17 protein-coding genes, 1 tRNA gene and 3 pseudogenes are annotated in these 21,264 nt (G+C 69.0%); 11 read left to right on the top strand and 10 right to left on the bottom strand.

The window, feature by feature from the left end; all coding sequences use genetic code 11:
* Window positions 1-15 precede the first annotated feature (15 nt).
* Together grpE and dnaK are read right to left on the bottom strand one after the other, a co-directional pair.
* On the bottom strand, window positions 16-699 hold the full coding sequence (gene grpE, locus ACH4RC_RS17085; RefSeq protein ID WP_398201085.1) for a nucleotide exchange factor GrpE: 684 nt from the start codon (window positions 697-699) through the stop codon (window positions 16-18).
* Window positions 699-2,555, bottom strand: coding sequence for a molecular chaperone DnaK (dnaK, locus tag ACH4RC_RS17090; protein WP_398201086.1), 1,857 nt, complete (start codon window positions 2,553-2,555; stop codon window positions 699-701). The genes grpE and dnaK overlap by 1 nt, the downstream gene beginning before the upstream one ends.
* A gap of 226 nt (window positions 2,556-2,781) precedes the next feature.
* Here dnaK and ACH4RC_RS17095 point away from each other — a divergent pair, with 226 nt between their 5' ends.
* Window positions 2,782-3,561: a glycosyltransferase family 2 protein gene (locus ACH4RC_RS17095; protein ID WP_398201588.1), complete on the top strand. Its 780-nt coding sequence runs from the start codon at window positions 2,782-2,784 to the stop codon at window positions 3,559-3,561.
* On the opposite strand, the gene ACH4RC_RS17100 is transcribed toward ACH4RC_RS17095, so the two are convergent.
* Together ACH4RC_RS17100 and ACH4RC_RS17105 are read right to left on the bottom strand one after the other, a co-directional pair.
* The gene (locus ACH4RC_RS17100; protein ID WP_398201089.1) at window positions 3,539-4,558 is read right to left on the bottom strand and encodes a glycosyltransferase; all 1,020 of its coding nucleotides are present in this window, start codon (window positions 4,556-4,558) and stop codon (window positions 3,539-3,541) included. The genes ACH4RC_RS17095 and ACH4RC_RS17100 overlap by 23 nt on opposite strands.
* Window positions 4,555-5,001, bottom strand: coding sequence for a hypothetical protein (locus ACH4RC_RS17105; RefSeq protein ID WP_398201091.1), 447 nt, complete (start codon window positions 4,999-5,001; stop codon window positions 4,555-4,557). The genes ACH4RC_RS17100 and ACH4RC_RS17105 overlap by 4 nt, the downstream gene beginning before the upstream one ends.
* Before the next feature lie 326 nt (window positions 5,002-5,327).
* Between ACH4RC_RS17105 and ACH4RC_RS17110 the strand changes: the two genes are divergently transcribed.
* The 3 genes from ACH4RC_RS17110 (at window position 5,328) to ACH4RC_RS17120 (ending at window position 10,316) form a co-directional block, all read left to right on the top strand.
* On the top strand, window positions 5,328-7,619 hold the full coding sequence (locus ACH4RC_RS17110) for a (Fe-S)-binding protein (protein ID WP_398201094.1): 2,292 nt from the start codon (window positions 5,328-5,330) through the stop codon (window positions 7,617-7,619).
* A gap of 217 nt (window positions 7,620-7,836) precedes the next feature.
* The gene (locus tag ACH4RC_RS17115) at window positions 7,837-9,294 is read left to right on the top strand and encodes an FG-GAP repeat protein (RefSeq protein ID WP_398201097.1); all 1,458 of its coding nucleotides are present in this window, start codon (window positions 7,837-7,839) and stop codon (window positions 9,292-9,294) included.
* 107 nt (window positions 9,295-9,401) lie between these two features.
* Window positions 9,402-10,316, top strand: a complete 915-nt coding sequence (locus tag ACH4RC_RS17120; protein WP_398201099.1) for a Yip1 family protein — start codon at window positions 9,402-9,404, stop codon at window positions 10,314-10,316.
* A gap of 74 nt (window positions 10,317-10,390) precedes the next feature.
* Here the strand turns inward: ACH4RC_RS17120 and ACH4RC_RS17125 are convergent, their stop codons facing one another.
* Both ACH4RC_RS17125 and dcd read right to left on the bottom strand, forming a co-directional pair.
* The gene (locus tag ACH4RC_RS17125; protein ID WP_398201101.1) at window positions 10,391-10,888 is read right to left on the bottom strand and encodes a phosphoribosyltransferase; all 498 of its coding nucleotides are present in this window, start codon (window positions 10,886-10,888) and stop codon (window positions 10,391-10,393) included.
* 11 nt (window positions 10,889-10,899) lie between these two features.
* A complete protein-coding gene (gene dcd / locus ACH4RC_RS17130) occupies window positions 10,900-11,475 on the bottom strand; it encodes a dCTP deaminase (protein WP_324771265.1) in 576 nt (191 codons plus the stop codon).
* Between the two features lie 537 nt (window positions 11,476-12,012).
* Here dcd and ACH4RC_RS17135 point away from each other — a divergent pair.
* Window positions 12,013-12,086, top strand: a tRNA-Gly gene (locus ACH4RC_RS17135).
* Window positions 12,087-12,193: 107 nt separating this feature from the next.
* Window positions 12,194-12,522 (top strand): annotated as a pseudogene (locus ACH4RC_RS17140) (ATP-binding protein).
* Between the two features lie 77 nt (window positions 12,523-12,599).
* On the opposite strand, the gene ACH4RC_RS17145 reads toward ACH4RC_RS17140, so the two are convergent.
* Both ACH4RC_RS17145 and ACH4RC_RS17150 read right to left on the bottom strand, forming a co-directional pair.
* Window positions 12,600-12,914 carry a hypothetical protein gene (locus tag ACH4RC_RS17145; RefSeq protein WP_398201104.1) on the bottom strand — a complete coding sequence of 105 codons (315 nt, stop codon included), beginning with the start codon at window positions 12,912-12,914 and terminating at the stop codon, window positions 12,600-12,602.
* Window positions 12,915-13,401: 487 nt separating this feature from the next.
* Window positions 13,402-13,816, bottom strand: a pseudogene (locus ACH4RC_RS17150) (DNA-binding protein).
* A gap of 142 nt (window positions 13,817-13,958) precedes the next feature.
* On the opposite strand from ACH4RC_RS17150, the gene cutA reads away from it, so the two are divergent.
* Window positions 13,959-14,291, top strand: a complete 333-nt coding sequence (cutA, locus tag ACH4RC_RS17155; protein ID WP_398201107.1) for a divalent-cation tolerance protein CutA — start codon at window positions 13,959-13,961, stop codon at window positions 14,289-14,291.
* A gap of 1 nt (window position 14,292) precedes the next feature.
* Here the strand turns inward: cutA and ACH4RC_RS17160 are convergent, their stop codons facing one another.
* Both ACH4RC_RS17160 and ACH4RC_RS17165 read right to left on the bottom strand, forming a co-directional pair.
* Entirely contained in the window at window positions 14,293-14,754 is a 462-nt protein-coding gene (locus ACH4RC_RS17160; protein ID WP_398201110.1) for an ATP-binding protein, read from the bottom strand.
* 224 nt (window positions 14,755-14,978) lie between these two features.
* Entirely contained in the window at window positions 14,979-15,719 is a 741-nt protein-coding gene (locus ACH4RC_RS17165) for a GntR family transcriptional regulator (RefSeq protein ID WP_398201113.1), read from the bottom strand.
* An 87-nt stretch (window positions 15,720-15,806) separates the two neighbouring features.
* Between ACH4RC_RS17165 and ACH4RC_RS17170 the strand changes: the two genes are divergently transcribed.
* From ACH4RC_RS17170 to ACH4RC_RS17185, 4 genes and pseudogenes are all read left to right on the top strand, one after another.
* On the top strand, window positions 15,807-16,910 hold the full coding sequence (locus tag ACH4RC_RS17170) for a DUF1152 domain-containing protein (protein WP_398201115.1): 1,104 nt from the start codon (window positions 15,807-15,809) through the stop codon (window positions 16,908-16,910).
* Window positions 16,900-17,246, top strand: a pseudogene (locus tag ACH4RC_RS17175) (Uma2 family endonuclease); the annotation flags it as partial. The gene ACH4RC_RS17170 and the pseudogene ACH4RC_RS17175, both read left to right, overlap by 11 nt.
* Window positions 17,247-17,496: 250 nt before the next feature.
* Window positions 17,497-18,687 (top strand): right-handed parallel beta-helix repeat-containing protein, encoded by a 1,191-nt coding sequence (locus ACH4RC_RS17180; RefSeq protein WP_398201117.1) that lies wholly within the window; start codon window positions 17,497-17,499, stop codon window positions 18,685-18,687.
* A gap of 12 nt (window positions 18,688-18,699) precedes the next feature.
* The gene (locus ACH4RC_RS17185) at window positions 18,700-21,210 is read left to right on the top strand and encodes a polysaccharide lyase family 8 super-sandwich domain-containing protein (RefSeq protein ID WP_398201591.1); all 2,511 of its coding nucleotides are present in this window, start codon (window positions 18,700-18,702) and stop codon (window positions 21,208-21,210) included.
* Window positions 21,211-21,264 lie beyond the last annotated feature (54 nt).

Raw genomic sequence — 21,264 nt, forward strand, 5'->3', positions numbered from 1 at the left:
GCTCCGCAGATCACGTCAGCCCTCGTCCGGGCCACCGCTCTCCTTCTCGGCGTCCGCCTCGGGCGCGTCGGCCGTCTCGGACGCGCCGGACTGGGCGCCCGGCTGCGGTTCGGCGACGGCCACCCGCGCGGGGCGGATGGTGCGGTCACCGATCTTGTAGCCCGGCTGCAGGATCGCCACACAGGTCGTCTCGGTGACGTCCGGCGCGTACGAGTGCATCAGGGCCTCGTGGATCGTCGGGTCGAAGGGCTCGCCCTCCTTGCCGAACTGCTGGAGGCCCAGCTTGGCCGAGACCGTCTCGAGCGACTCGGCGACGGACTTGAAGCCGCCCACGAGTTCGCCGTGCTCACGGGCGCGGCCCACGTCGTCGAGGATGGGCAGCAGCTCGGTCAGGAGGTTCGCGACGGCGATCTCCTTGACCGTGACACGGTCCCGCTCCACACGACGCCGGTAGTTCTGGTACTCGGCCTGCAGGCGCTGGAGGTCCGCGGTGCGCTCGCTGAGCGCGGAACGGACCTGGTCCAGCTGGGCCGTCAGACCGGCATCCTGCGCGGATGCCTTGCTAGCGTCCCCTGCCGGGGCCGCCGGGCCCTCCTGCGCGGAGGGCTCGGCGGACTTCGGCGCGGCGTCGTCGGTGGCGCCGGAGGGGACGTCAGGCTGCTCGGCGTTCTCGCCGGTGCCCGGGGTCTCCTCCGTCATCAGGCGGCGCCACCCTTCTGGTCCTTCTCGTCGTCGACGATCTCGGCGTCGACGACGTCGTCGTCCTTGGACATGTTCGGACCGGCCTCGCCGCCGGGGGCAGCGCCCTCGGCACCGGCGGCCTGCGCGTCCGCGTACATGGCCTGCCCGAGCTTCTGCGAGACGGCGGCGACCTTCTCCGTGGCGGTGCGGATCTCGGCCGTGTCCTCGCCCTTGAGCTTCTCCTTCAGCTCGGTGACGGCTTCCTCGACCTCGGTCTTCACGTCACCGGGGACCTTGTCCGCGTTGTCCGCGAGGAACTTCTCCGTCTGGTAGACGAGCTGCTCGCCCTGGTTGCGCGACTCGGCGGCCTCGCGGCGGGCGTGGTCCTCCTCCGCGTACTTCTCGGCCTCTTCGCGCATCCGGTTGACCTCGTCCTTCGGCAGCGAGGAGCCACCGGTGACGGTCATCTTCTGCTCCTTGCCCGTGCCGAGGTCCTTGGCCGTGACGTGCATGATGCCGTTGGCGTCGATGTCGAAGGCGACCTCGATCTGCGGGACACCGCGCGGGGCCGGCGGCAGGCCGGTCAGCTCGAACATCCCGAGCTTCTTGTTGTACGCCGCGATCTCGCGCTCGCCCTGGTAGACCTGGATCTGCACCGACGGCTGGTTGTCCTCGGCCGTCGTGAAGATCTCGGAGCGCTTGGTCGGGATCGTGGTGTTGCGCTCGATGAGCTTCGTCATGATCCCTCCCTTGGTCTCGATACCGAGCGACAGCGGGGTGACGTCGAGGAGCAGGACGTCCTTGACCTCGCCCTTGAGGACACCGGCCTGCAGGGCGGCGCCGATGGCGACGACCTCGTCCGGGTTCACGCCCTTGTTGGCCTCGTTGCCGCCCGTCAGTTCCTTGACGAGGTCGGCGACGGCGGGCATACGGGTCGAGCCACCGACGAGAACGACGTGGTCGATCTCGGAGAGCTGGATGCCCGCGTCCTTGATGACGTTGTGGAACGGCGTCTTGCAGCGCTCCAGGAGGTCGGACGTGAGCTGCTGGAACTGGGCGCGCGTGAGCTTCTCGTCCAGGTGCAGCGGGCCCTCGGCGGACGCCGTGATGTAGGGCAGGTTGATCGTGGTCTCGGTCGAGGACGAGAGCTCGATCTTCGCCTTCTCGGCGGCCTCGCGCAGACGCTGGAGCGCCATCTTGTCCTTGGCGAGGTCCACGCCGTGGCCGTTGTTGAACTGCTTGACCAGGTAGTCGACGACGCGCTGGTCCCAGTCGTCACCACCGAGGTGGTTGTCACCGTTGGTGGCCTTCACCTCGACGACGCCGTCGCCGATCTCCAGGAGGGACACGTCGAACGTGCCGCCACCGAGGTCGAAGACGAGGATCGTCTGGTCGTCCTTGTCGAGGCCGTACGCGAGGGCGGCGGCCGTCGGCTCGTTGACGATGCGCAGCACGTTCAGGCCCGCGATCTCGCCGGCCTCCTTCGTGGCCTGGCGCTCCGAGTCGTTGAAGTACGCCGGGACGGTGATGACCGCGTCGGTCACCTTCTCGCCCAGGTAGGACTCCGCGTCGCGCTTCAGCTTCTGCAGGATGAAGGCGCTCATCTGCTGCGGGTTGAAGTCCTTGCCGTCCAGGTTGATCTTCCAGTCAGTGCCCATGTGGCGCTTGACCGAACGGACCGTCCTGTCGACGTTCGTGACCGCCTGGCGCTTGGCGACCTCGCCGACGAGCACCTCACCGTTCTTGGCGAAGGCGACGACGGACGGCGTGGTCCTGGCGCCCTCGGCGTTGGTGATGACGGTGGGCTCGCCGCCTTCGAGAACGCTGACGACGGAGTTAGTCGTGCCCAGGTCGATGCCGACCGCACGTGCCATTTCGATTCCTCCAGCTGATACTTGAGTGGAACTGACTCAAGACTGCAACATCACCCCCCTCCCCGTCAACAGACATGAGCCGGGCCCACTCAACTTTTATCTCACCCTTATCGGCAGTCTTGCGTCGCACCCACTCTGACCAGCGCCTCCGCGAAGACGCCGGCGCTGAGACCTCTGCGAAGGAGACCTCGTGGAACTGCCCCGGGTGCCCGTCGTAGCCGTCCTGATGACCACCCACAACCGCCGCGCCGACACCCTCGCCGCGCTCGACGCCCTCGCCGCCCAGCGCGATCTGCCGCCCGGCACGCGCGTACGCGTCCATCTGGTCGACGCGGGCTCGACGGACGGGACGGCCCGCGCCGTGCGCCGCGCCCACCCCGACGTCCAGGTCACCGTCGTCGACCCCGACGTCTACTGGGGCCACGGCATGCGCCTGGCCAGCCGCAACAGCCGCGCGGCGGGCAGCTGCGAGCCCACGCACCAGCTCTGGCTCGACGCCGGCGTACGGCTCGCGCCGGACGCCCTCGCCCACCTGCTGGACGTGTCGGGCGGGTTCGAGGAGGAGGCGGTGATCGTGGGCGCGGTCCGCCAGGAGGGCACCACCACGCACTCGGGCCGCCGTCGCGACGGCCGCGCCCTCACCCTCGTCGAACCGGGTGCCCGCCCCGAGCCCTGCGACACGTACGACGGTGACGTGGTCCTGCTCCCCTGGGCCGTGCGCGAGCGCGTCGGCGACATCGACAAGGTCTTCCGCCACGGCATGGGCGACTACGACCACGGGTTCCGCGCCCGCCGCGCCGGCATCCCTGCCTACGTCGCCCCGCGCCACGTCGGCGACCGCCCGCCACCGCCCGCTCCGCCCGGCTCCAGCGAGCCCGGCGTCCCGCTCTGGCAGTGGTGGGTCTACTGCTGGCGCCATACGGGCGTCAGGGCGCCGGTGCTCATGGTGTCGCCGTACGTGGTGACGGTGGCCCGTTCGCTGGCTACGGGGCGGGCGGCGCCGTAGCGATCAGCCCCGCGTAGAGCCGTTCCACCCGTTCGGCCCAGGCCGCTTCCCCGTATTTCTTCGCATGCACGCCGCGGCAGTGCTCGCGCAGGGTCGGGAAGATCCGGTCGGCGGCGTCGAGCGCGGCGGGAAGCGGGGCGTCCCAGCCGGTCACCGTGCCGGTGCCGTCGGCGCGAACTGCGCGGGGCGCCGCCGACCCCTCGAAGGCGAGGACGGGCAGCCCGGCCGCCAGCGCCTCCGGGTAGAAGAGGGGGACCGTGCCCGTACGCCACCGGCCAGGGAGGACGAGGCCGCGGTAGCCCGGCAGCGCGCGCCGCAGCACCGGACGGGTGGCTTCGCCGAGGAACCGTACGGAGGCGGGGGCGGCGGCCCGGCACGCCTGTTCCAGCGGTCCCGTGCCGAGCACGTCGAGGCGCCGGCCGGCGGGCCAGCGGCGTACCAGGTCGAGGACGTTCTCCTCGGCGGCGAGCCGCCCGGCGCAGACCCAGACGTCACCGCCCGGGGAGCTCTCGGCCGCCGGGACGCAGTGCGGCAGCACGGTGATGCGCTCCGGGGGGAGCCCCGCCCGCTCGTACGTCTCCCGGCCCAGCTCCGACGGCACAATCACCCGGTCGGCACGGCGCAGCAGCGGGTCCGTCCGGGCGCCGCCCCGCCCGCCCCGGGTGAACGGCAGCCGGCGGGCGCGCGGCGGTCCGGGCTCGGGCAGCGTCGCCACCAGCGGCCCGGTCCACTCGGGGAGCCGGGCGCGGCCGAACCCGGGGGACAGCTGATGGACGTGGACCACGTCGGGCGCGAACGCGCGCAGCACGGAAAGAGGGTCCCGGCCGAGCCCGGCGGCGACGAGCCGCACCTCGTGCCCGGCGCCGCCGAGCGCGAGGGCCTGGCCGAGAACGGCCTCGTCCGCGTCGCCGCCGGAGCCGGTCGCCGCGCCGAAGCTGGGGCCGAAGTTCTGGACGAGGTTGTTGTGGCCGAAGTTGTGGACGAGCGCGATCTTCACGCGAACACCGCCGGTGGCCGGCCGGTGAACCCGGACCCGCCCCCGGCCGCACCCCCGGTCCGGACGAGCAACAGGTCCGCGCCGAACTCTCCGGCCCCCTCCAGGACCTGGCCGAGCTCGGGCCCCGCCTCGACCTGGAGCAGTACCCGTTCCCCCGGCGCCACGACCTCCTCCCAGACCTCGTCGAGCCGGCGCATCCACGTACCGTCGCGGTGTCCGAGGGCATAGGGCAGCACGCGCCAGTCCAGGTCACGGGCGGCGGCCCGGCGTACGGGGGCCCGCTCCCCGCCGAACGGTTCGAAGGAGACGATCCGCCCCCGGTAGCCGCGACGCCGCAGCGCCCGTCCGAACGCCCCGTCCTGCCCGCCCGCGTCGAGCACCAGGTCGATCTCGCAGTGGGCGAGGTACCGCACCAGCTCTCGCATCCGGCTGAAGCGCGCCATGACGTCTGCTCCCTTGCGTGCGGCGTTGCGGCCTTGCGTCGCGTTGCGGCGTTGCTTTGCGGCGTGTGAAGCCCCACACAAGCTATCCGTTATGTCCGCATTTGCAGCGAATAACACGATCCGCCACCGGCGGAAGCGTGGCGAGGTGCCCGACGCGGGCCGTGGCGAGGGTGCCCTCAGCGACGCAGATCACGACCCGGCCGACTACATTGCGATCGCGTAAGTGGGTAGTCTCAGACGGACTGCATAAGTTACCGCTTAGTAATCACCAGTACCGTTCGAGTACGTCAAGAAGAGACCACCTCGCAGGCCCGAGGAGCCCCCAAATGCAACTCGCCGCGATCATCGTGTCGCTGGTTCTGATCGTGGTCGGCGTGGCCCTGTTCGCCCGCGCCCTCCTGCAGATCTACAACTTCATGCGGCTCGGCCAGAACGTGCCGAAGGGCACCCGCACCGACGAGCCCGGCCGGCGCACCGTCACCGTGGCCCGGGAGTTCCTCGGCCACACCCGGATGAACCGCTGGGGCGTCGTCGGTGTCGCGCACTGGTTCGTGGCGGTGGGCTTCTTCTCGCTGCTGCTGACGATCGTCAACGCCGTCGGCCAGCTCTTCCAGGCCGACTGGCTGCTTCCGGTCATCGGCGAGTGGGCGCCGTACAACGTCTTCGTCGAGTTCATCGGCACGATGACGGTCCTCGGGATCCTGGTCCTGATCGTCATCCGCCAGCTGAGCCTGCCGAACAAGGCGGGCCGCAAGTCCCGCTTCGCCGGCTCCAACTTCGGCCAGGCGTACTTCGTCGAGGCCGTCATCCTCATCGTCGGCGTCTGCATCTTCATGCTGCACGCCCTCGAAGGCGCCCAGCACCACGTGGACAGCTACGAAGCGTCGTTCTTCATCTCGTACCCGGTGATCGACTGGCTCGAGGGCATGGACGTCTCCACGCTCCAGAACCTCACCTACTTCTTCGCCGGTCTGAAGATCGCGACCTCGTTCATCTGGATGATCACGGTCGCCCTGAAGACCGACATGGGCGTCGCCTGGCACCGCTTCCTGGCCTTCCCGAACATCTGGTTCAAGCGCAGGGCCGACGGTGACACGGCGCTCGGCGAGCTGCTGCCGATGACCTCGCGGGGCGAGCCGATCGACTTCGAGGACCCGGGCGAGGACGACGTCTACGGCGTCTCCCAGATCGAGCACTTCTCCTGGAAGGGCCTGCTCGACTTCTCCACCTGCACCGAGTGCGGCCGCTGCCAGTCGCAGTGCCCCGCCTGGAACACCGGCAAGCCGCTCTCCCCCAAGCTCCTCATCATGTCGCTGCGCGACCACGCGCACGCCAAGGCGCCGTACCTGCTCGCGGGTGGCGGCAAGTCGATGGAGGGCGAGGAGAAGGCGACCGAGGAGCAGCTCAAGGACGTCCCGGCGGCCGCCCTGGCGGAGGCCGAGCGCCCCCTGATCGGCACCCTCGAGGAGAACGGCGTCATCGACCCGGACGTCCTGTGGTCCTGCACCACCTGCGGCGCCTGCGTCGAGCAGTGCCCGGTCGACATCGAGCACGTCGACCACATCGTCGACATGCGCCGCTACCAGGTGATGATCGAGTCCGCGTTCCCGTCCGAGGCGGGCACGATGCTCAAGAACCTGGAGAAGAAGGGCAACCCCTGGGGCCTCGCCAAGAAGCAGCGCCTGGAGTGGCTCAAGGAGCTCGACTTCGAGGTGCCGGTCGTCGGCAAGGACATCGAGGACCTCACCGAGGTCGAGTACCTGTACTGGGTCGGCTGCGCGGGTTCGCTCGAGGACCGCGCCAAGAAGACGACGAAGGCCTTCGCCGAGCTGCTCAACATCGCGGGCGTGAAGTTCGCGATCATGGGCGGCGACGAGAAGTGCACCGGTGACTCCGCCCGCCGCCTCGGCAACGAGCCGCTCTTCCAGCAGCTCGGCCAGGAGAACGTCATGTCGCTGAACATGGCCTTCGGCGAGGAGTACGACGACGACGGCAAGGTCACCGCCGAGTCGAAGAAGCCGAAGACCGCGAAGAAGATCGTCGCGACCTGCCCGCACTGCCTCAACACGATCGGCAACGAGTACCCGCAGATCGGCGGCGACTACGAGGTCATCCACCACACGCAGCTGCTCCAGCACCTGGTGGACGAGGGCAAGCTCACCCCGGTCACCCCGGTCGAGGGCATCATCACCTACCACGACCCGTGCTACCTGGGCCGCCACAACAAGATCTACTCCCCGCCGCGCGAGATCATCGCCAACGTGCCCGGTCTGCGCAACGAGGAGATGCACCGCCACAAGGAGCGCGGCTTCTGCTGTGGCGCGGGCGGCGCGCGGATGTGGATGGAGGAGCGGATCGGCAAGCGCATCAACAACGAGCGTGTCGACGAGGCCCTCTCGCTCAACCCGGACATCGTCTCCACGGCCTGCCCGTTCTGCCTCGTCATGCTGACCGACTCGGTCAACGGCAAGAAGAACGACGGCAAGGCGAAGGAGTCCGTCCAGGTCGTCGACGTGGCCCAGCTGCTGCTCGACTCCGTCAGGACACCCTCCGACAACCCGCCCCCGGCGGGCGAGACGGAGACCGAGGACGCGCCGGAGCCGGAACCGGTGAAGTAGCGGCCCCCGCTCAGTAGTTGAAGGGCACCCCGTCATGGCGACGGGGTGCCCTTCTTGTATGCGCGCGTACAACCCTTGTAGCTCACAACGAGTCTCCTCTGCGCCGGACGGTGGACGACCCTGGGGACAACCCCCGGCAAACGCCCACCGAACGGCACGTCACCGACGCCGGATGCCCGCCACGCATCCCCTCAACAGCGCAGGAGCCAGCCACACCATGGACCGCCCCAGACGTACCGCCTCCCTCCGCCTCCTCACGGCGACGGCCGCGGCTCTCACCCTCACCGGCGGCCTGTTCGTCGCCACGGCAGGACCGGCCACGGCGGCGACGCCGGGCGTCGCGGAGTCCGACGCGGACTTCAACGGGGACGGCCTCGCCGACACCGCCGTCTCGGCCCCGGTCGCCTACGTGAACGGCCGCGGCGGAGCCGGCCAGGTCGTCGTCCTGTACGGGGGCGGAAAGCGCGCCCTCATCAGCCAGAACACCGCGGGCGTCCCCGGCGGCGCCGAGGCCGTGGACAACTTCGGCTTCGCCACCGCCTACGGCGACTTCGACGCCGACGGCTTCGACGACCTGGCCGTCGGCACACCCGGCGAGGACGGCACCGCAGACCCCGACAGCGGCACCGTGGCCATCCTGTGGGGCTCCGCCCAGGGCCTGACCAGCGGCACCACCGTCTCCGACCCGCGCCCCGCGAGCCACGACTGGTTCGGCTACGCGCTGGAGGCCGGCGACTTCGACGGCAACGGCAAGGACGACCTGGCCGTCGGCACGCCCAACTCGACCACCGTGGACATCGTCCGGGGCGGCGCGCGCACCAACACGCTGGGCGGCGCGTACACCGTGCGCTTCCCCGGGATGAGCGGCGAGAACGTCCTCAACAACCTGCACTCCGGCGACGTCGACGGCGACGGCAAGGACGACCTCCTGACCAACGGCTACGAGAAGACCTCCGCCGCCAACAACGCCAACTACTACCTGCCCGGCACCGCGTCCGGCGTCAGGGCGACCGGAGCCGTGAAGCTGCCCGCCGGGATCATCACCGACGTCGGCGACGTCGACAGCGACGGCAAGGGCGACATCGTCTTCGGCCTGGAGTGGGACAACGGCACCGTCCCGCGCAGCCAACTCGGCGGCGCCGTCCTGATCGCCCACGGCACCGCGAACGGCCCGGACCTCTCCGGCATCCAGACCATCGACCAGGACACCGCGGGCGTCCCCGGCGCCGGCGAGAAGGGCGACGACTTCGGCGGCGAGCTCGACCTCGGCGACATCGACGGCGACGGCCACCTCGACCTCGTCGTCGGCGCGCGCGGCGAGGACCTCGCGGACGTCAGCAACGCCGGGGCGATCGTCGTCCTGTACGGCGCCAAGGACGGCTCCGGGATCACGGGCGCGGGCGCCGGGTTCTACAGCCAGGGCACCCCGGGCGTGCCGAACTCCAACGAGAAGGACGACAAGTTCGGCACCGACGTCCACATCGACGACCTCGACGACGACGGCCGCGGCGACGTCGTCGTGGGCGCCAACGGCGAGAACGGGTACAACGGCGCGGTCTACTCCCTGCACTCGAACGCGGACGGCACGCTGTCCGCGTCCGCGGGCATCTACACGTCCACGGTCGGCATCTCCGCCACCGGCTCCGCACAGTTCGGCGTCAACTTCGCCGACTGACGCCGGGGCCCCGGGGACCCCTTAGGGGATGTCACAGCTCAGCCCCAATGCCGGGCCCGGGCGCCGGGCCCGGCATCCCGCCCGCGGAAACCAGGTACGTTCGAACCGTGGCTGGATTCAGGAACGGACGCGGCCGGGACAACCGCGAAGCGCCGCAGGGGCCCCCGCAGCATCGCGGGGGCCAGCACGGAGGTCAGTACGGCGGCCAGTACGGCGGCCAGTACGGGGCTCAGCAGCAATGGCCCCAGGCCGGCAACGGCCACGTACAAGGGCATGGCCAGGGTCACGGGCAGGGCCGCGGGCACGGTGAGCCGGAGTACTTCGGCGACCCCGGCACGCCCCAGTACCCGCAGGGCGGCGGCCACGACCCGTACGCGGCCAACAACCCGGGCCACACCCAGGCGTTCTCGGTGCACGCCGACGACGCCTACACCCAGGGCGCCACGTACCAGGCGGGCGCGGCGGCCCCCGGCCCGATCGGTCCCCGCCTGCACTGGAAGCAGTTGCTCAGCGGCGTGATCCTGCGCCCGGCGCCGACCTACCTCCAGATGCGCGACTACGCGATGTGGGTCCCGGCGCTCATCGTCACCTTCCTCTACGGCCTGCTCGCGGTGTTCGGCTTCGACGGCGCCCGCGAGGACGTGATCCACGCCACGCTCGGCTCGGCGATCCCCTACGTCCTGTTCACCGGCGTCGTGATCACGCTCGGCTTCTTCGTGCTCGGCGTGGTCACCCACACCCTGGCCCGCCAGCTCAACGGCGACGGCGCCTGGCAGCCCACCGTCGGCCTCTCCATGCTCATCGCGTCCCTCACGGACGCCCCGCGCCTGATCGTCGCCATGTTCCTCGGCGGCGACGCGCCGTTCGTCCAGATCCTCGGCTGGGTCACCTGGCTCGGCGCGGGCGCGCTCCTCACCACCATGGTCGCCAAGTCGCACGACCTGCCGTGGCCGAAGGCGCTGGCGGCGTCGGCGATCCAGCTGATCGCGCTGCTGTCGATCATCAAGCTGGGCACGTTCTGAGGGAGCGGGGCTCAACACGGGCACAACAAAAGAGGGGCCCTGAGGGCCCCTCTTTCTCGTTGCCCAGCCGGCACTCAGGCGTCGAGGACCTGCCCGGCCCGCTTCACGACGGGCTCCTGCACACTCCACGGGAAGTTGATCCAGTCGTCGGTCCGCTTCCACACGTACTCGCACTTCACGAGCGAGTGGGACTTCTCATAGATGACGGCGGAGCGGACCTCGGCCACGGTGTCGAGGCAGAAGTCGTGAACGAGCTTCAGCGTCTTCCCGGTGTCAGCGACGTCATCGGTGATCAGCACCTTCTTGTCGCTGAAGTCGATGGCGTTGGGAACGGGCGCGAGCATGACGGGCATCTCGAGGGTCGTCCCCACCCCGGTGTAGAACTCCACGTTCACCAGGTGGATGTTCTTGCAGTCGAGCGCGTACGCGAGCCCGCCGGCGACGAAGACACCGCCGCGCGCGATGCTCAGGACGATGTCGGGCTCGTAGCCGTCGTCGGCGATGGTCTGGGCGAGTTCGCGCACGGCGACGCCGAACGTCTCGTAAGTAAGGTTCTCGCGCACGTCACTCATGTCGCTGCTGCTCACACCTGGGTCCGATGGAAATTGAGGAAGGAACGGGAGGCGGTGGGACCGCGCTGCCCCTGGTAGCGCGACCCGTAGCGCTCACTGCCGTACGGGTGCTCGGCGGGCGAGGACAGCCGGAACATGCACAGCTGCCCGATCTTCATGCCGGGCCACAGCTTGATGGGCAGGGTCGCGAGGTTCGACAGCTCGAGGGTGACGTGACCGCTGAACCCGGGGTCGATGAACCCGGCGGTGGAGTGCGTCACGAGCCCGAGCCGCCCGAGCGAGCTCTTGCCTTCGAGCCGCGAGGCGAGATCATCGGGAAGCGAGATGACCTCGTACGTCGAGGCGAGCACGAACTCGCCCGGGTGCAGGATGAACGGCTCGTCGCCCTCGGGCTCCACGAGCCGCGTCAGGTCGGCCTGCTCCACGCTGGGGTCGATGTGCGGGTACTTGTGGTTCTCGAACACCCGGAAATAGCGGTCGAGACGTACGTCGATGCTCGACGGCTGCACCATGGATTCGTCGTAGGGATCGATCCGGACCCGCCCGGCGTCGATCTCGGCGCGGATGTCCTTGTCTGAGAGAAGCACGTAGCGAGGATACGCAGAGCGCGCGAGCCCGCCACAATCGGCTCGGCCCGCGCGCTCTGCGCCTTGCTGGGTCTTTCCGCTACCTGATCACCGCTTGATCACCGCTTACCGGGTCCCACGGGAACGGCATTCCGCAGTCGAGCACAGCGCGGACACCGGATGAGCCGGCCGGGACCGAGACGGTCCGCCTGCTGCATCGGGAACGAAGCGGTGCTGAACACGTGCCCTTCGGCACAACGGACGACGGTGCGCTCCATCGAGTCCATCAAAGTCCCGGAGTCCCTTCCCCACGAGCCATATGGCCAGTTTCCTGGCCGACGACAAACGCCACGTTACGGGATGAAAGGGACGGCATTCCAGGCGGCACTCCGCCCTCGGGCAACCCTCTCGCGGTCCCCACACCGTACGCCTCAACTCCCTTCACCCGCAGTCACATCCACACGCCCCAACGCAGCCGGGCCCCGAGGCACAAGCGCCCGGGACCCGGCATGAGGTAGAGTGACCGCCAGTACGACACCGCTTCGGCGGGGGTACTGCGCGGGTGTAGTTTAGTGGTAGAACATCAGCTTCCCAAGCTGAGAGTGCGAGTTCGATTCTCGTCACCCGCTCCATAGTTTTCGTAGAAGGCCCAGGTCATCGACCGGGGCCTTTTTGCTGTCCGTCACCGGTCACCCGTCGCGTGCCTCATCCGCGCCAAGTGCTTGATCATCCGGCTTCCGTGCCACAGCCCGGCGAGCCTTCCGAACGGTGCGGTCGAGCATGCAGCGCGAACGCAATCCTGCACACGGCCAGCGGTCGCCTCCCGGGCGGCAACTTCCACTCTCCGTCGCGATGACACCGCACATGGTCGCGCTGTCGGTGACGGACGACGGAGGCGCCGGATCGGCCCCCAAGGTCGAGCACCTGAACCAGGAGGCGGAACACGGCCCGGGCCTGGGAATGGTCAGCGTCCCCGCGCACCGGGTCCTGATCCACGACAGCGACCGAGGCCACACGGTCATGGCGGAACTCTTCGTCGGCCTGCGCCCCGAGACCCGCTCGCGCTAGCCGGCCACGGCCCGGCTTCTGGTGCGAGTGCTGGACCGAAGACCTCACCGACACCGAGGGAGCCAGCACTACGGCCCTTACCGGCCTGGCTTCCAATCCGTGTCGAGGATGGCTGCGTGCACAGCGGCGACGATCATCGTGATGGCCAAGACGCCCCCCACCCAGTTCTTGGGGTTGCCGAACACTGACGACAGGACGGCCGAGCCGTAAATGAGCACCGCATAGACGGCCGGAACGATCATGCTGACGACACGCTTCTTGGCCGCTATGAAGAACAACGGCGGCGCCAAAAGGCCAGCCGATAACACAACCACGACAACCCAGATCACCTTGTGCCATATGTTCGCGTACATGCGAGCTCGGATGGGCGCGTTGACGTACGAGTCGCTCATGGTCCCCCCTTGCTTAACCCGACACCCAGTGTGACCCAGCTCACTCGCGAACGCGAGCGTCTTACAACGGATGCCAAGCCAGTCGTCGTCACCGTCTCAGTTCCCGTCTCCTCGTTCGCGATCGGCCGAGGAGGGCACACCGGACGGTGCTCATCTCCACTTGGAGGAGCACAACGGACTCGAAGCGGGCTCCGTGGGCCTGGTCCTGGAGAGATGCGACGACGAATGACGTGTGCCAGACACGTACCAGATAGCGCGGGGAGCCTCGGGAAACACCGGGGTACCGACCCTTCGTCCACCAGGAGTGAGCGCCCCTCCATCGCAGGTCAGGCCCAGAACAAGCCCTAGAATTCCCTTAACTTCCGAAGCTGAGAGTGCGAGTCCGATTCTCGTTGCCCCCTTCCATAGATTGCGTAGCGAAGGCCCAACTCGTCGATCCGGACCTTCTTGCTGCAGGCAAGTGCTCTGCCTACCGCTGTACGTCGGATTAGACCTTCTCCGCGCTCAGGCGCGGTGGGTCGGCAGTGAGAAGAGCGATGTCCTTCACGTCCGACGTCAGGATCGCCACCCGGCCGGGGTGCTACAGGACGGTCGCGCACAGCATCGCGTCGATGGCGTGCTTGTGGCCGTGCAGCCTCGCCGCCCGCAGTAAGGCAGATACGGATTGCGCAACGGTCTGAGCCACCGGCTCAACACTCACGCGGTACGAGTCCAGCGCTGTGCTGCGTCGTTGATCTGCGGATGGACACCTCGACCAGTACCGCCGCCGAGGTGATCACGGGTAGGTCCCCGTCGCGAGCCGCCGTCAGCCACTCGTGGAGTTCGCGGTCTCGCTGTACGGCCTTCGCCAGACTCTCGCTATCCAGAACCAGGGCACCGCGGTCAACGTCGTCGTCAGTCACACACCAGTCACGGCAGTAGAAACGGCATAGCGGGCGGTGAGCTCCGCTCCAGTCGGATCGAGCCGAGCGAGCGCTCGACCATGGCGGCCGGCGCCCTCTCTTACTCTGGGCTTCTTCTCTCGACGCCAAGGAGAGGTCCGCCATGACCAGCACCGAGATCCACACCGTGACCGTCACCGCGCCGGACCCCGAGTGGCTCGCCGGCTTCGTCCGGCAGTTGGTCGGGGACCGGCTCTGTGCCTGTGGGCACATCACCGAGTCCATTCGGGCCGTCTACCGGTGGGAGGGCGAAGTTCATGACGATCGTGAGGCGCATGTGTCCCTGCACACCAGTGCCGGGCGGGTGCCCGAGATCCTGCGGCGGGTGGAGGAGCAGCATCCGTATGACGTGCCGTGCGCCATCGTCAGCACCATGAACGCGGCCCCCTCTTACGCGGCTTGGGTCGATGAGCAGACACAGGGGGAGCCGGCCTGACTCAGGGCGCCACGGCGCCCACCGGCCAAACGTCAGCGACCACCGCGGACACCACCGTCCCGCCGAAGCGGCTCGGTCCCGAGTGCCAGGACTCGGCGATGCAGTCGACCAGGAACAGGCCGCGCCCGTGGGCCTGATCGGCTTCGGCGTGGCGCACCCGTACGTCTGCCGAGACTCCCGCGTTGTGGACGTCGACTCTCAGCGAGGTCCGCACCTTGTACCACTCGACTCGCACCAGCCAAGGCTCAAGCGCCTGCCCGTAAAGGACCGCGTTCGTGACCAGCTCTGAAAGCAGCAGCTCGCAGTCGTCCAGCAAGCACGCCGGATCGTCCGGATTGTAGGGAGCGATGAACCTTCGGAACCACCGTCGAGCCCGAGGAACGGAGTCCGGGGTCGGCTGGAGGAGTATCACTCCGAGCCAGGAGGGGACGGTGCCGCTACAGCCGTCAGGGACCTTGTCCATCCGCGTTCACTCCTTGCCGTGGCCGCTGCCGCGCGGGTCGGGACGTGCCGACTCGGCGTGCCGCATATGAGGCGTCTTCGACGGTCCGATCTGGGCGCCGGGTAGGGCCCTTGTGGCGTCCTGCACTCGCGTTCAGCACATGTCCACCAGGTGGCCTTAGCCACTTTGTGGATGGTGGCGTTAGCCACTTTCGTCGCGCAAGCGGATCGCCGCAACTCACCCCATCAGGTGAGTGGATATTCCTGCTCGAAGGCCCACCGGTGAGGCGGATAGGTGGCCTCGGCGAACTCCAGAGGTCGGTCCTCCATGTCGAGCACGAGGTGTTGCAGTACCAACACGGGCTCGCCTTCTCGCAGTTGCAGGTCGGTGGCTTCGGCGTCGGTCGCCGGCCTGGCGCACATGCGGTCCTCGGCGTAGCTGCCTTGCCGGCCTGTCGCGGACTCGACGTACAGCAGGGTGCCTTCCTGGATGCGGTCCAGTTCCAGCAGTTTCGGTGCCCGTTGGCCGACAGCCGGGGCGAACCACGAAGTGGACAGTGCGACGGGGCCGTCCTGGTTGTGGGTGATGCGTCGTCGTTGCACCGCTCGGCGGTCCTTCACCAGGCCGAGGGCGTCGGCGACGTGGTCCGGTGCGTCCATCCATCCGGCCGACGTGATGACCGCGTACTCACCGGGCGCGTAGATCTTGCCGGTCTTTCGTGCACGGCCGTACAACTCCCGTGCGCGGCGGTTGATCTCCAGGTTCCGTACGTACGTGCCCGACCCTTGCCGCTTCTCCACCAGCCCCTGGTGACTCAGCGCCTCAAGTGCCCGCGCCGCCGTCGGTCGGGAGATCTTCCAGTCCGCGGCCAACTGTCGCTCCGAGGAAACCTCGTCCCCCGGACGCAGGTCTCCCCGCAGGATCTGGTCGCGGAGGTAATGCGCGACCTGGAGGTACTTCGGCTGGGTCTCCTCAATCTGAGGCATGTGCTGTGCCCTCCTCACGCCGAGTGGCTAGAGCCTTTTGCCACTATAGGGCGAGTGGTTGTCGGGGTTCCGCGTACCGTGAGCGGCATGACGCGCTTGATCGTCGCGGCCGGGGGCGGGGGTGACGCTGTTGCCGCCGCGATGTTGCATACCGCTCTGTACGGGCAGGCTGAGTCAGCGGTGATCTTCACGTATGCGTGGGAACGTCTGCTGGTCGACCCGGTGGCTGGTCCGAGGGGGCCTCAGGATTTTCTCGGTCTCGAACCGAGTACCCCGGCCGTGTGGTTCGTGCCGTCGGGTGCCCGACCGATTTCGCCCGTGGGGTCCACCCTTCCGCGGCTCGCGGCGGAACTCCCGCACTCGTTCGCTCTGATCGACCCCCGGCACGGCGTCGAGGGGATCGCGCGGCAACTGGGGCAAATTGTGCACCACTTGTCCCCCTCGTCCGTGGACCTGCTCGATGTCGGTGGCGACATCCTGGCCCGCGGCGACGAGCCAACCCTCAGAAGTCCGCTTGCCGATGCTTTGGCCCTTGCGGCCTGCTGTCGGGTGGATGCTCCCGTGCGTCTGCTGGTCGCGGGGCCGGGTCTGGATGGCGAGCTCCCCGTTGGCGATGTGCGGAGCCGCCTTGGACGCTTGGTGCACAGCTTTACGCCGGAGGACGTCGAGCCGGTCAGCTCGGTCCTGCGGTGGCACCCGTCCGAGGCCACCGGGATGCTCGCCGCGGCCGCCTTCGGAGTCCGTGGCGTCTGCGAGGTCCGGGACGCCGGTCTGCCGATCGAGCTCACGGACGCGTCCCCGACCGTGCACGCGGCCGACCTGGAGCAGACCCTCGCTCACAACCGGCTCGCCCGCGCCGTCATGGCGACCACGACCCTTGAGCAGGCCGAGGCGCACAGCCGCGCCATCTGCGGATACTCCGAGATCGACTACGAGCGGGACAAGGCCTCGCGGCTCAAAGCGCAGCCGCCTGCCGAGCTGGACCCTCGCGTCGTCCTGGCCCAGCTGGACCGGTTCGAGGGCGAAGCGCGGCGCCGCGGCATCACTCACACCACGTTCAGGCGTCTCACCGAAGTCCTGAACCTCAGCGGCTCGCAGCGGCAGGACTTGCGCCGCTTCCTCATCAGCAGCCGTCCGGGGCAGTACACCGCTCCTCTATGGCGTCTGGCGGGGAGCTGTCATGAGAGGTGATGTCGCAGTCCCGTGGTGGATGCGCGAGCAGATCACTGTGGAGCAGTACGTGTCGTGGTCCGAGGAGCAGTGCGCTGGCATCGAGGTCGTGGACGGGATGGTTGCCGTACGTCCCGACTCGTCGAAGCGGTACAACCGGCTGGCCCGCATCCTTGCGAACGCCTTCGGCATCGCAGCGGCCGGTGCTGGAACGCCGACACGGACTTCGATGTACGGCTGCAGGACGTCCCGCTCACCAGTCGTCGCCCCGACGCCGTGGTCTGCCGCGCGGACACGCTCGACATCACGCCCACCCGGCCCGAACACATACTCCTGGTAGCCGAAGTGGTGTCGCCGGCGGGTCTGAACTGGTCGCGGGGGCAGATCGTGCCCCACTTTCCCTCTCCTTCGTGGCCTTCGCGCCGAACACTGCGTTCACATACATGCACCACGAACTTCCACATAAACCTTGACGTGCTCATGGCATCGCCCTACCGTCCAGCCAGATAGCGCTTTCTAAGCCGGATTCATGGTGCCGGAGCCCCACCATCCGTTCAGCCACACGAACCGGCCAACTTCCCCACCCCACTTACAGGGAGACCGAACGATGGACATCGCAGTGCGACCTCTCGTCGCTTCTCTCGGGCTGCTGGCCGGAACCCTCGGCGGCGTCGCCGTCGGAGGCACGGTCCACGCCGCCGCCCAAGCGCAGGCCACCGTGTACGTGGCGCCCTCCGGGACGGACTCCGCCGCCGGGACGCTCGCCGCTCCGACCACGCTGGCCTCGGCCATCAGCCGGGTCTCAGCGGGCGGGACGATCTACCTGCGCGGCGGGACGTACGCGTACGGGCAGACCGTGACCGTGCCGGACGCCGCCGACGGGACGTCCTCCGCGCGGACCACGCTCACCGCCTACCAGAGCGAGAAGCCCGTACTCAACTTCAGCGCGCAGAGCGAGAGTACGACCAACCGCGGGCTGCAGCTCTTCGCCTCGTACTGGCACGTCAAGGGCATCGTCGTCGAGCACGCCGGGGACAACGGGATCTACGTCGGCGGCAGCAACAACGTCATCGAGCGGACCGTCACCCGCTACAACCGCGACACCGGGCTCCAGCTCGGCCGGATCGCCTCCACCACGCCCAAGAGCGCCTGGCCCGCCAACAACCTGGTCCTGAGCGCCGAGTCGCACGACAACGCCGACTCCGACGGGGAGGACGCCGACGGGTTCGCCGCCAAGCTGACCACCGGGACCGGGAACGTCTTCCGGTACGCCGTCTCGCACAACAACATCGATGACGGATGGGACCTGTACACGAAGACCGACACCGGGGCCATCGGGCCCGTCACCATCGAGGACTCCCTCGCCTACACCAACGGGACCCTCTCCGACGGCACCGTGAACGAGGACGGTGACCGTAACGGGTACAAGCTCGGCGGTGACGACATCGCCGTCAACCACGTCGTGCGCCGCTCCATCGCCTTCGGCAACGGGCACCACGGGTTCACCTACAACTCCAACCCCGGGTCCATGGCGATCTCCAACAACCTCAGCATCGACAACGCCGAGCGGAACTTCTCGTTCGACAAGGGCACCTCCGTCTACAAGAGCAACACCTCCTGCCGGTTCTCCGTCGACGGGTCCAATGACAAGACCGTCGGCAGCGCCGACAGCTCCAACCAGTTCTGGACCGGGACGAACGGGTCCCGCTGCTCCTCCTACAGCGGCGCCCTCAAGTGGTCCTTCGCCTCGGACGGCAAGCTGGTCGTGACACTGGGCGGGAAGACGGTCACCCTGTAGTCCATGGATCCCGTGGAGATCAGTCGGAGGCGTCTGCTGAGTCTGAGCGCGCTCGGCGCCGCCGGGGTGCTGGGCGCCGTGCCCGGCCTCCCGGCGAGCGCCGCCGAGGTCGAGGCCGGGGTGGCGCGGCTGATCTCCAACACCGTCGAGGTGTTCGCGGGGAACGCCGGCTCCAACTCCCGTACCGAGGTGCGCGGCAAGCTCGCCGCCGTCGAGCGGGCCGCCCGCGCGAACCTCGTGGCCCTGGACGCCGCCGGTGGTGACAGTGAGCTGTTCGGGGGCCTGCCGCTCGGCACCAGCGACGCCAATCTCAACAGCAGTTACCAGAAGCTGTACGAGATCGCGCTCGCCACCCGCACCCCCGGCCTCCCGACCGACCTGTACGGGAACGCCGGTGTGCAGACACGTGTGCTCGACGGGCTCCAGTGGGTGCACACCCACTTCTACGGTGACCAGGACAAGGGGTACTACGGCAACTGGTTCCACTGGGAGATCGGGCTCTCTCAGCACATCAGCAAGACGCTTGTGCTGCTCGCCGAGCGCGCTCCCGACGAGCTGGTTCGCACCTACGTCGCTTCCATGGACGCCTATCTGCGCAACGGCAAGGACGGCGACGTCGACCTCGACTCGCGGTTCCACACCGGCGCCAATCTCGCCGACATCACCACCAACCGCATCCTCCAGGGCGCCCTCGTCGGCGACGAGGGCCGGATACGCAAAGCCCTCACCGACCAGCTCACCGTCTTCGCCACCATCGACCCGTACGCGCTCCGGCACGGCGTCACCGACGGGTACTACGCCGACGGGTCCTTCATCCAGCATGCTTCCGTCGCCTACACCGGGTCGTACGGGAAGGCGCTGCTCAGCCGGGTCGTGCAGACGCTGAAGCTGCTCGACGGGACCGGGTTCGCGCACGGCGCGGAGCTGGTGCCGACGGTGTCCGGGTGGGTGCGGGACGGGTTCGCGCCGCTCATCTTCGAGGGCTGGATGATGGAGGCGGTGAAGGGGCGGGCCGTCTCACGGACCGGTACCGGGTACGCCGATGTCGCCACCGTCGTCGAGGCCGTCGTCGATCTCGCGTCGCTGGCCACGGGGGACACCGCCGCCGCTCTCGGCTCGTACGTGAAGCATCTGCGCGCCACCTCGCGGGCCGCGCTCGACCCGGCCTCCTTCGTCTCGCCGCTCAGCATCGTCCGCTACGCCGACCTGCTCGCCGACGACTCCGTACCGGCCGCCGATCTCAACCCGCCCGCGCGTTCGGTCGCGTTCAACGCCATGGAGCGGACCGTGCACCGGCGGCCGGGGTACGCGTTCGCGCTGGCCCGCAGCTCGCGGCGGATCAGCAAGTACGAGTACATGAGCGGGGAGAACCTGCTGCCCTGGTTCCAGGGGGCCGGGGCGCACTACCTGTATCTGTCGGGGCAGGACCAGACGCAGGCGTACGGGGTCGACTACTTCACCGCCGTGTCGCCGTACGGCCTTGCGGGTGTCACCGCGCCTGTCGAACAGCGGCGCTCCGTCCCGGACTCGTACGGCGGCAAGCTGTTCTACGACAACCCGGGCCACCCGCTGAACTTCACCGCCTCCAGCGAGTCGCAGAACACGTACGTCTACTTCCCGACCGCCACCCAGGACCACTCCGGCGGCGCCGTGCTCGGCGCGTACGGGGCCGTCGGGTGGGTGCTCTCCGACGACGTGCCCTGGCGGGACAAGCGGGCCGGGGTCCTGCCGGACGACTTCGTCGTGTACCGGAGCGCGCGGGCGACCAAGTCGTGGTTCCTGTTCGACGACGAGATCGTGGTGCTCGCCGCCGGGGTCGGGGACGCGCCGGGGGCGGGGCGGGCGGTGACGACGACGCTGGACGCGCGGATCGCCGCGGCGGGCGACGCGGTGTCCGTCACGGAGGGCGCGGCGGGCGCGGCGGGCGAACGCTGGGTGCGGTACGCGAACGCCACGCAGGGCACGGCGGTCGGATACGTGCTCCTCGGCGGACCCCGTCCGAAGGCCCGCCTGGAAACGGTGACCCGCAGCCGTCGCCTCGTGCGGTCCTCGAACCCCGACACGGCCGTCACCCGGCAGGTGTTCTCGCTGACGGTCGAGGGGCCGGCGGGGGCGCGGCCCACCGCTTTCGCCTGTGCGCTGCTCCCGAACGCGTCCGAGTCGGCGGTCCGCCGGCACCGCGGCGCCGAGGTCCTCGCCAACACACCCCGCCTCCAGGCCGTACACCACCGTGGCCTCGGCCTGACCGCCGCCAACACCTTCACGCCGGGCACGCACCACACGGCGGGCCTCACGGTCGAGGGCCCGGCGTCCGTCCTGGTCCGCCGGGACGGGGAGCTCGGGGTGGCCGTCTGCGACCCGACGACCCTTCGCGACACGGTGACGGTGGTGCTGCGCGGACGGACGTTGCGGAAGGTCTCCGGCGACGACGCGGTCCGGGTGACCCGGGTACCGGGCGGCACCCGCCTCGACGTGACCACGCGCCACGCGTACGGGCGGAGCTTCACGGCGACGCTGCGATAGGCAGGAACGTGCCTCACGTGACCTCGACGGCCATCAGCACGGCCGACGCGTCGT

This window comes from Streptomyces sp. NPDC016845, from assembly GCF_044332585.1.
Lineage (GTDB): Bacteria > Actinomycetota > Actinomycetes > Streptomycetales > Streptomycetaceae > Streptomyces.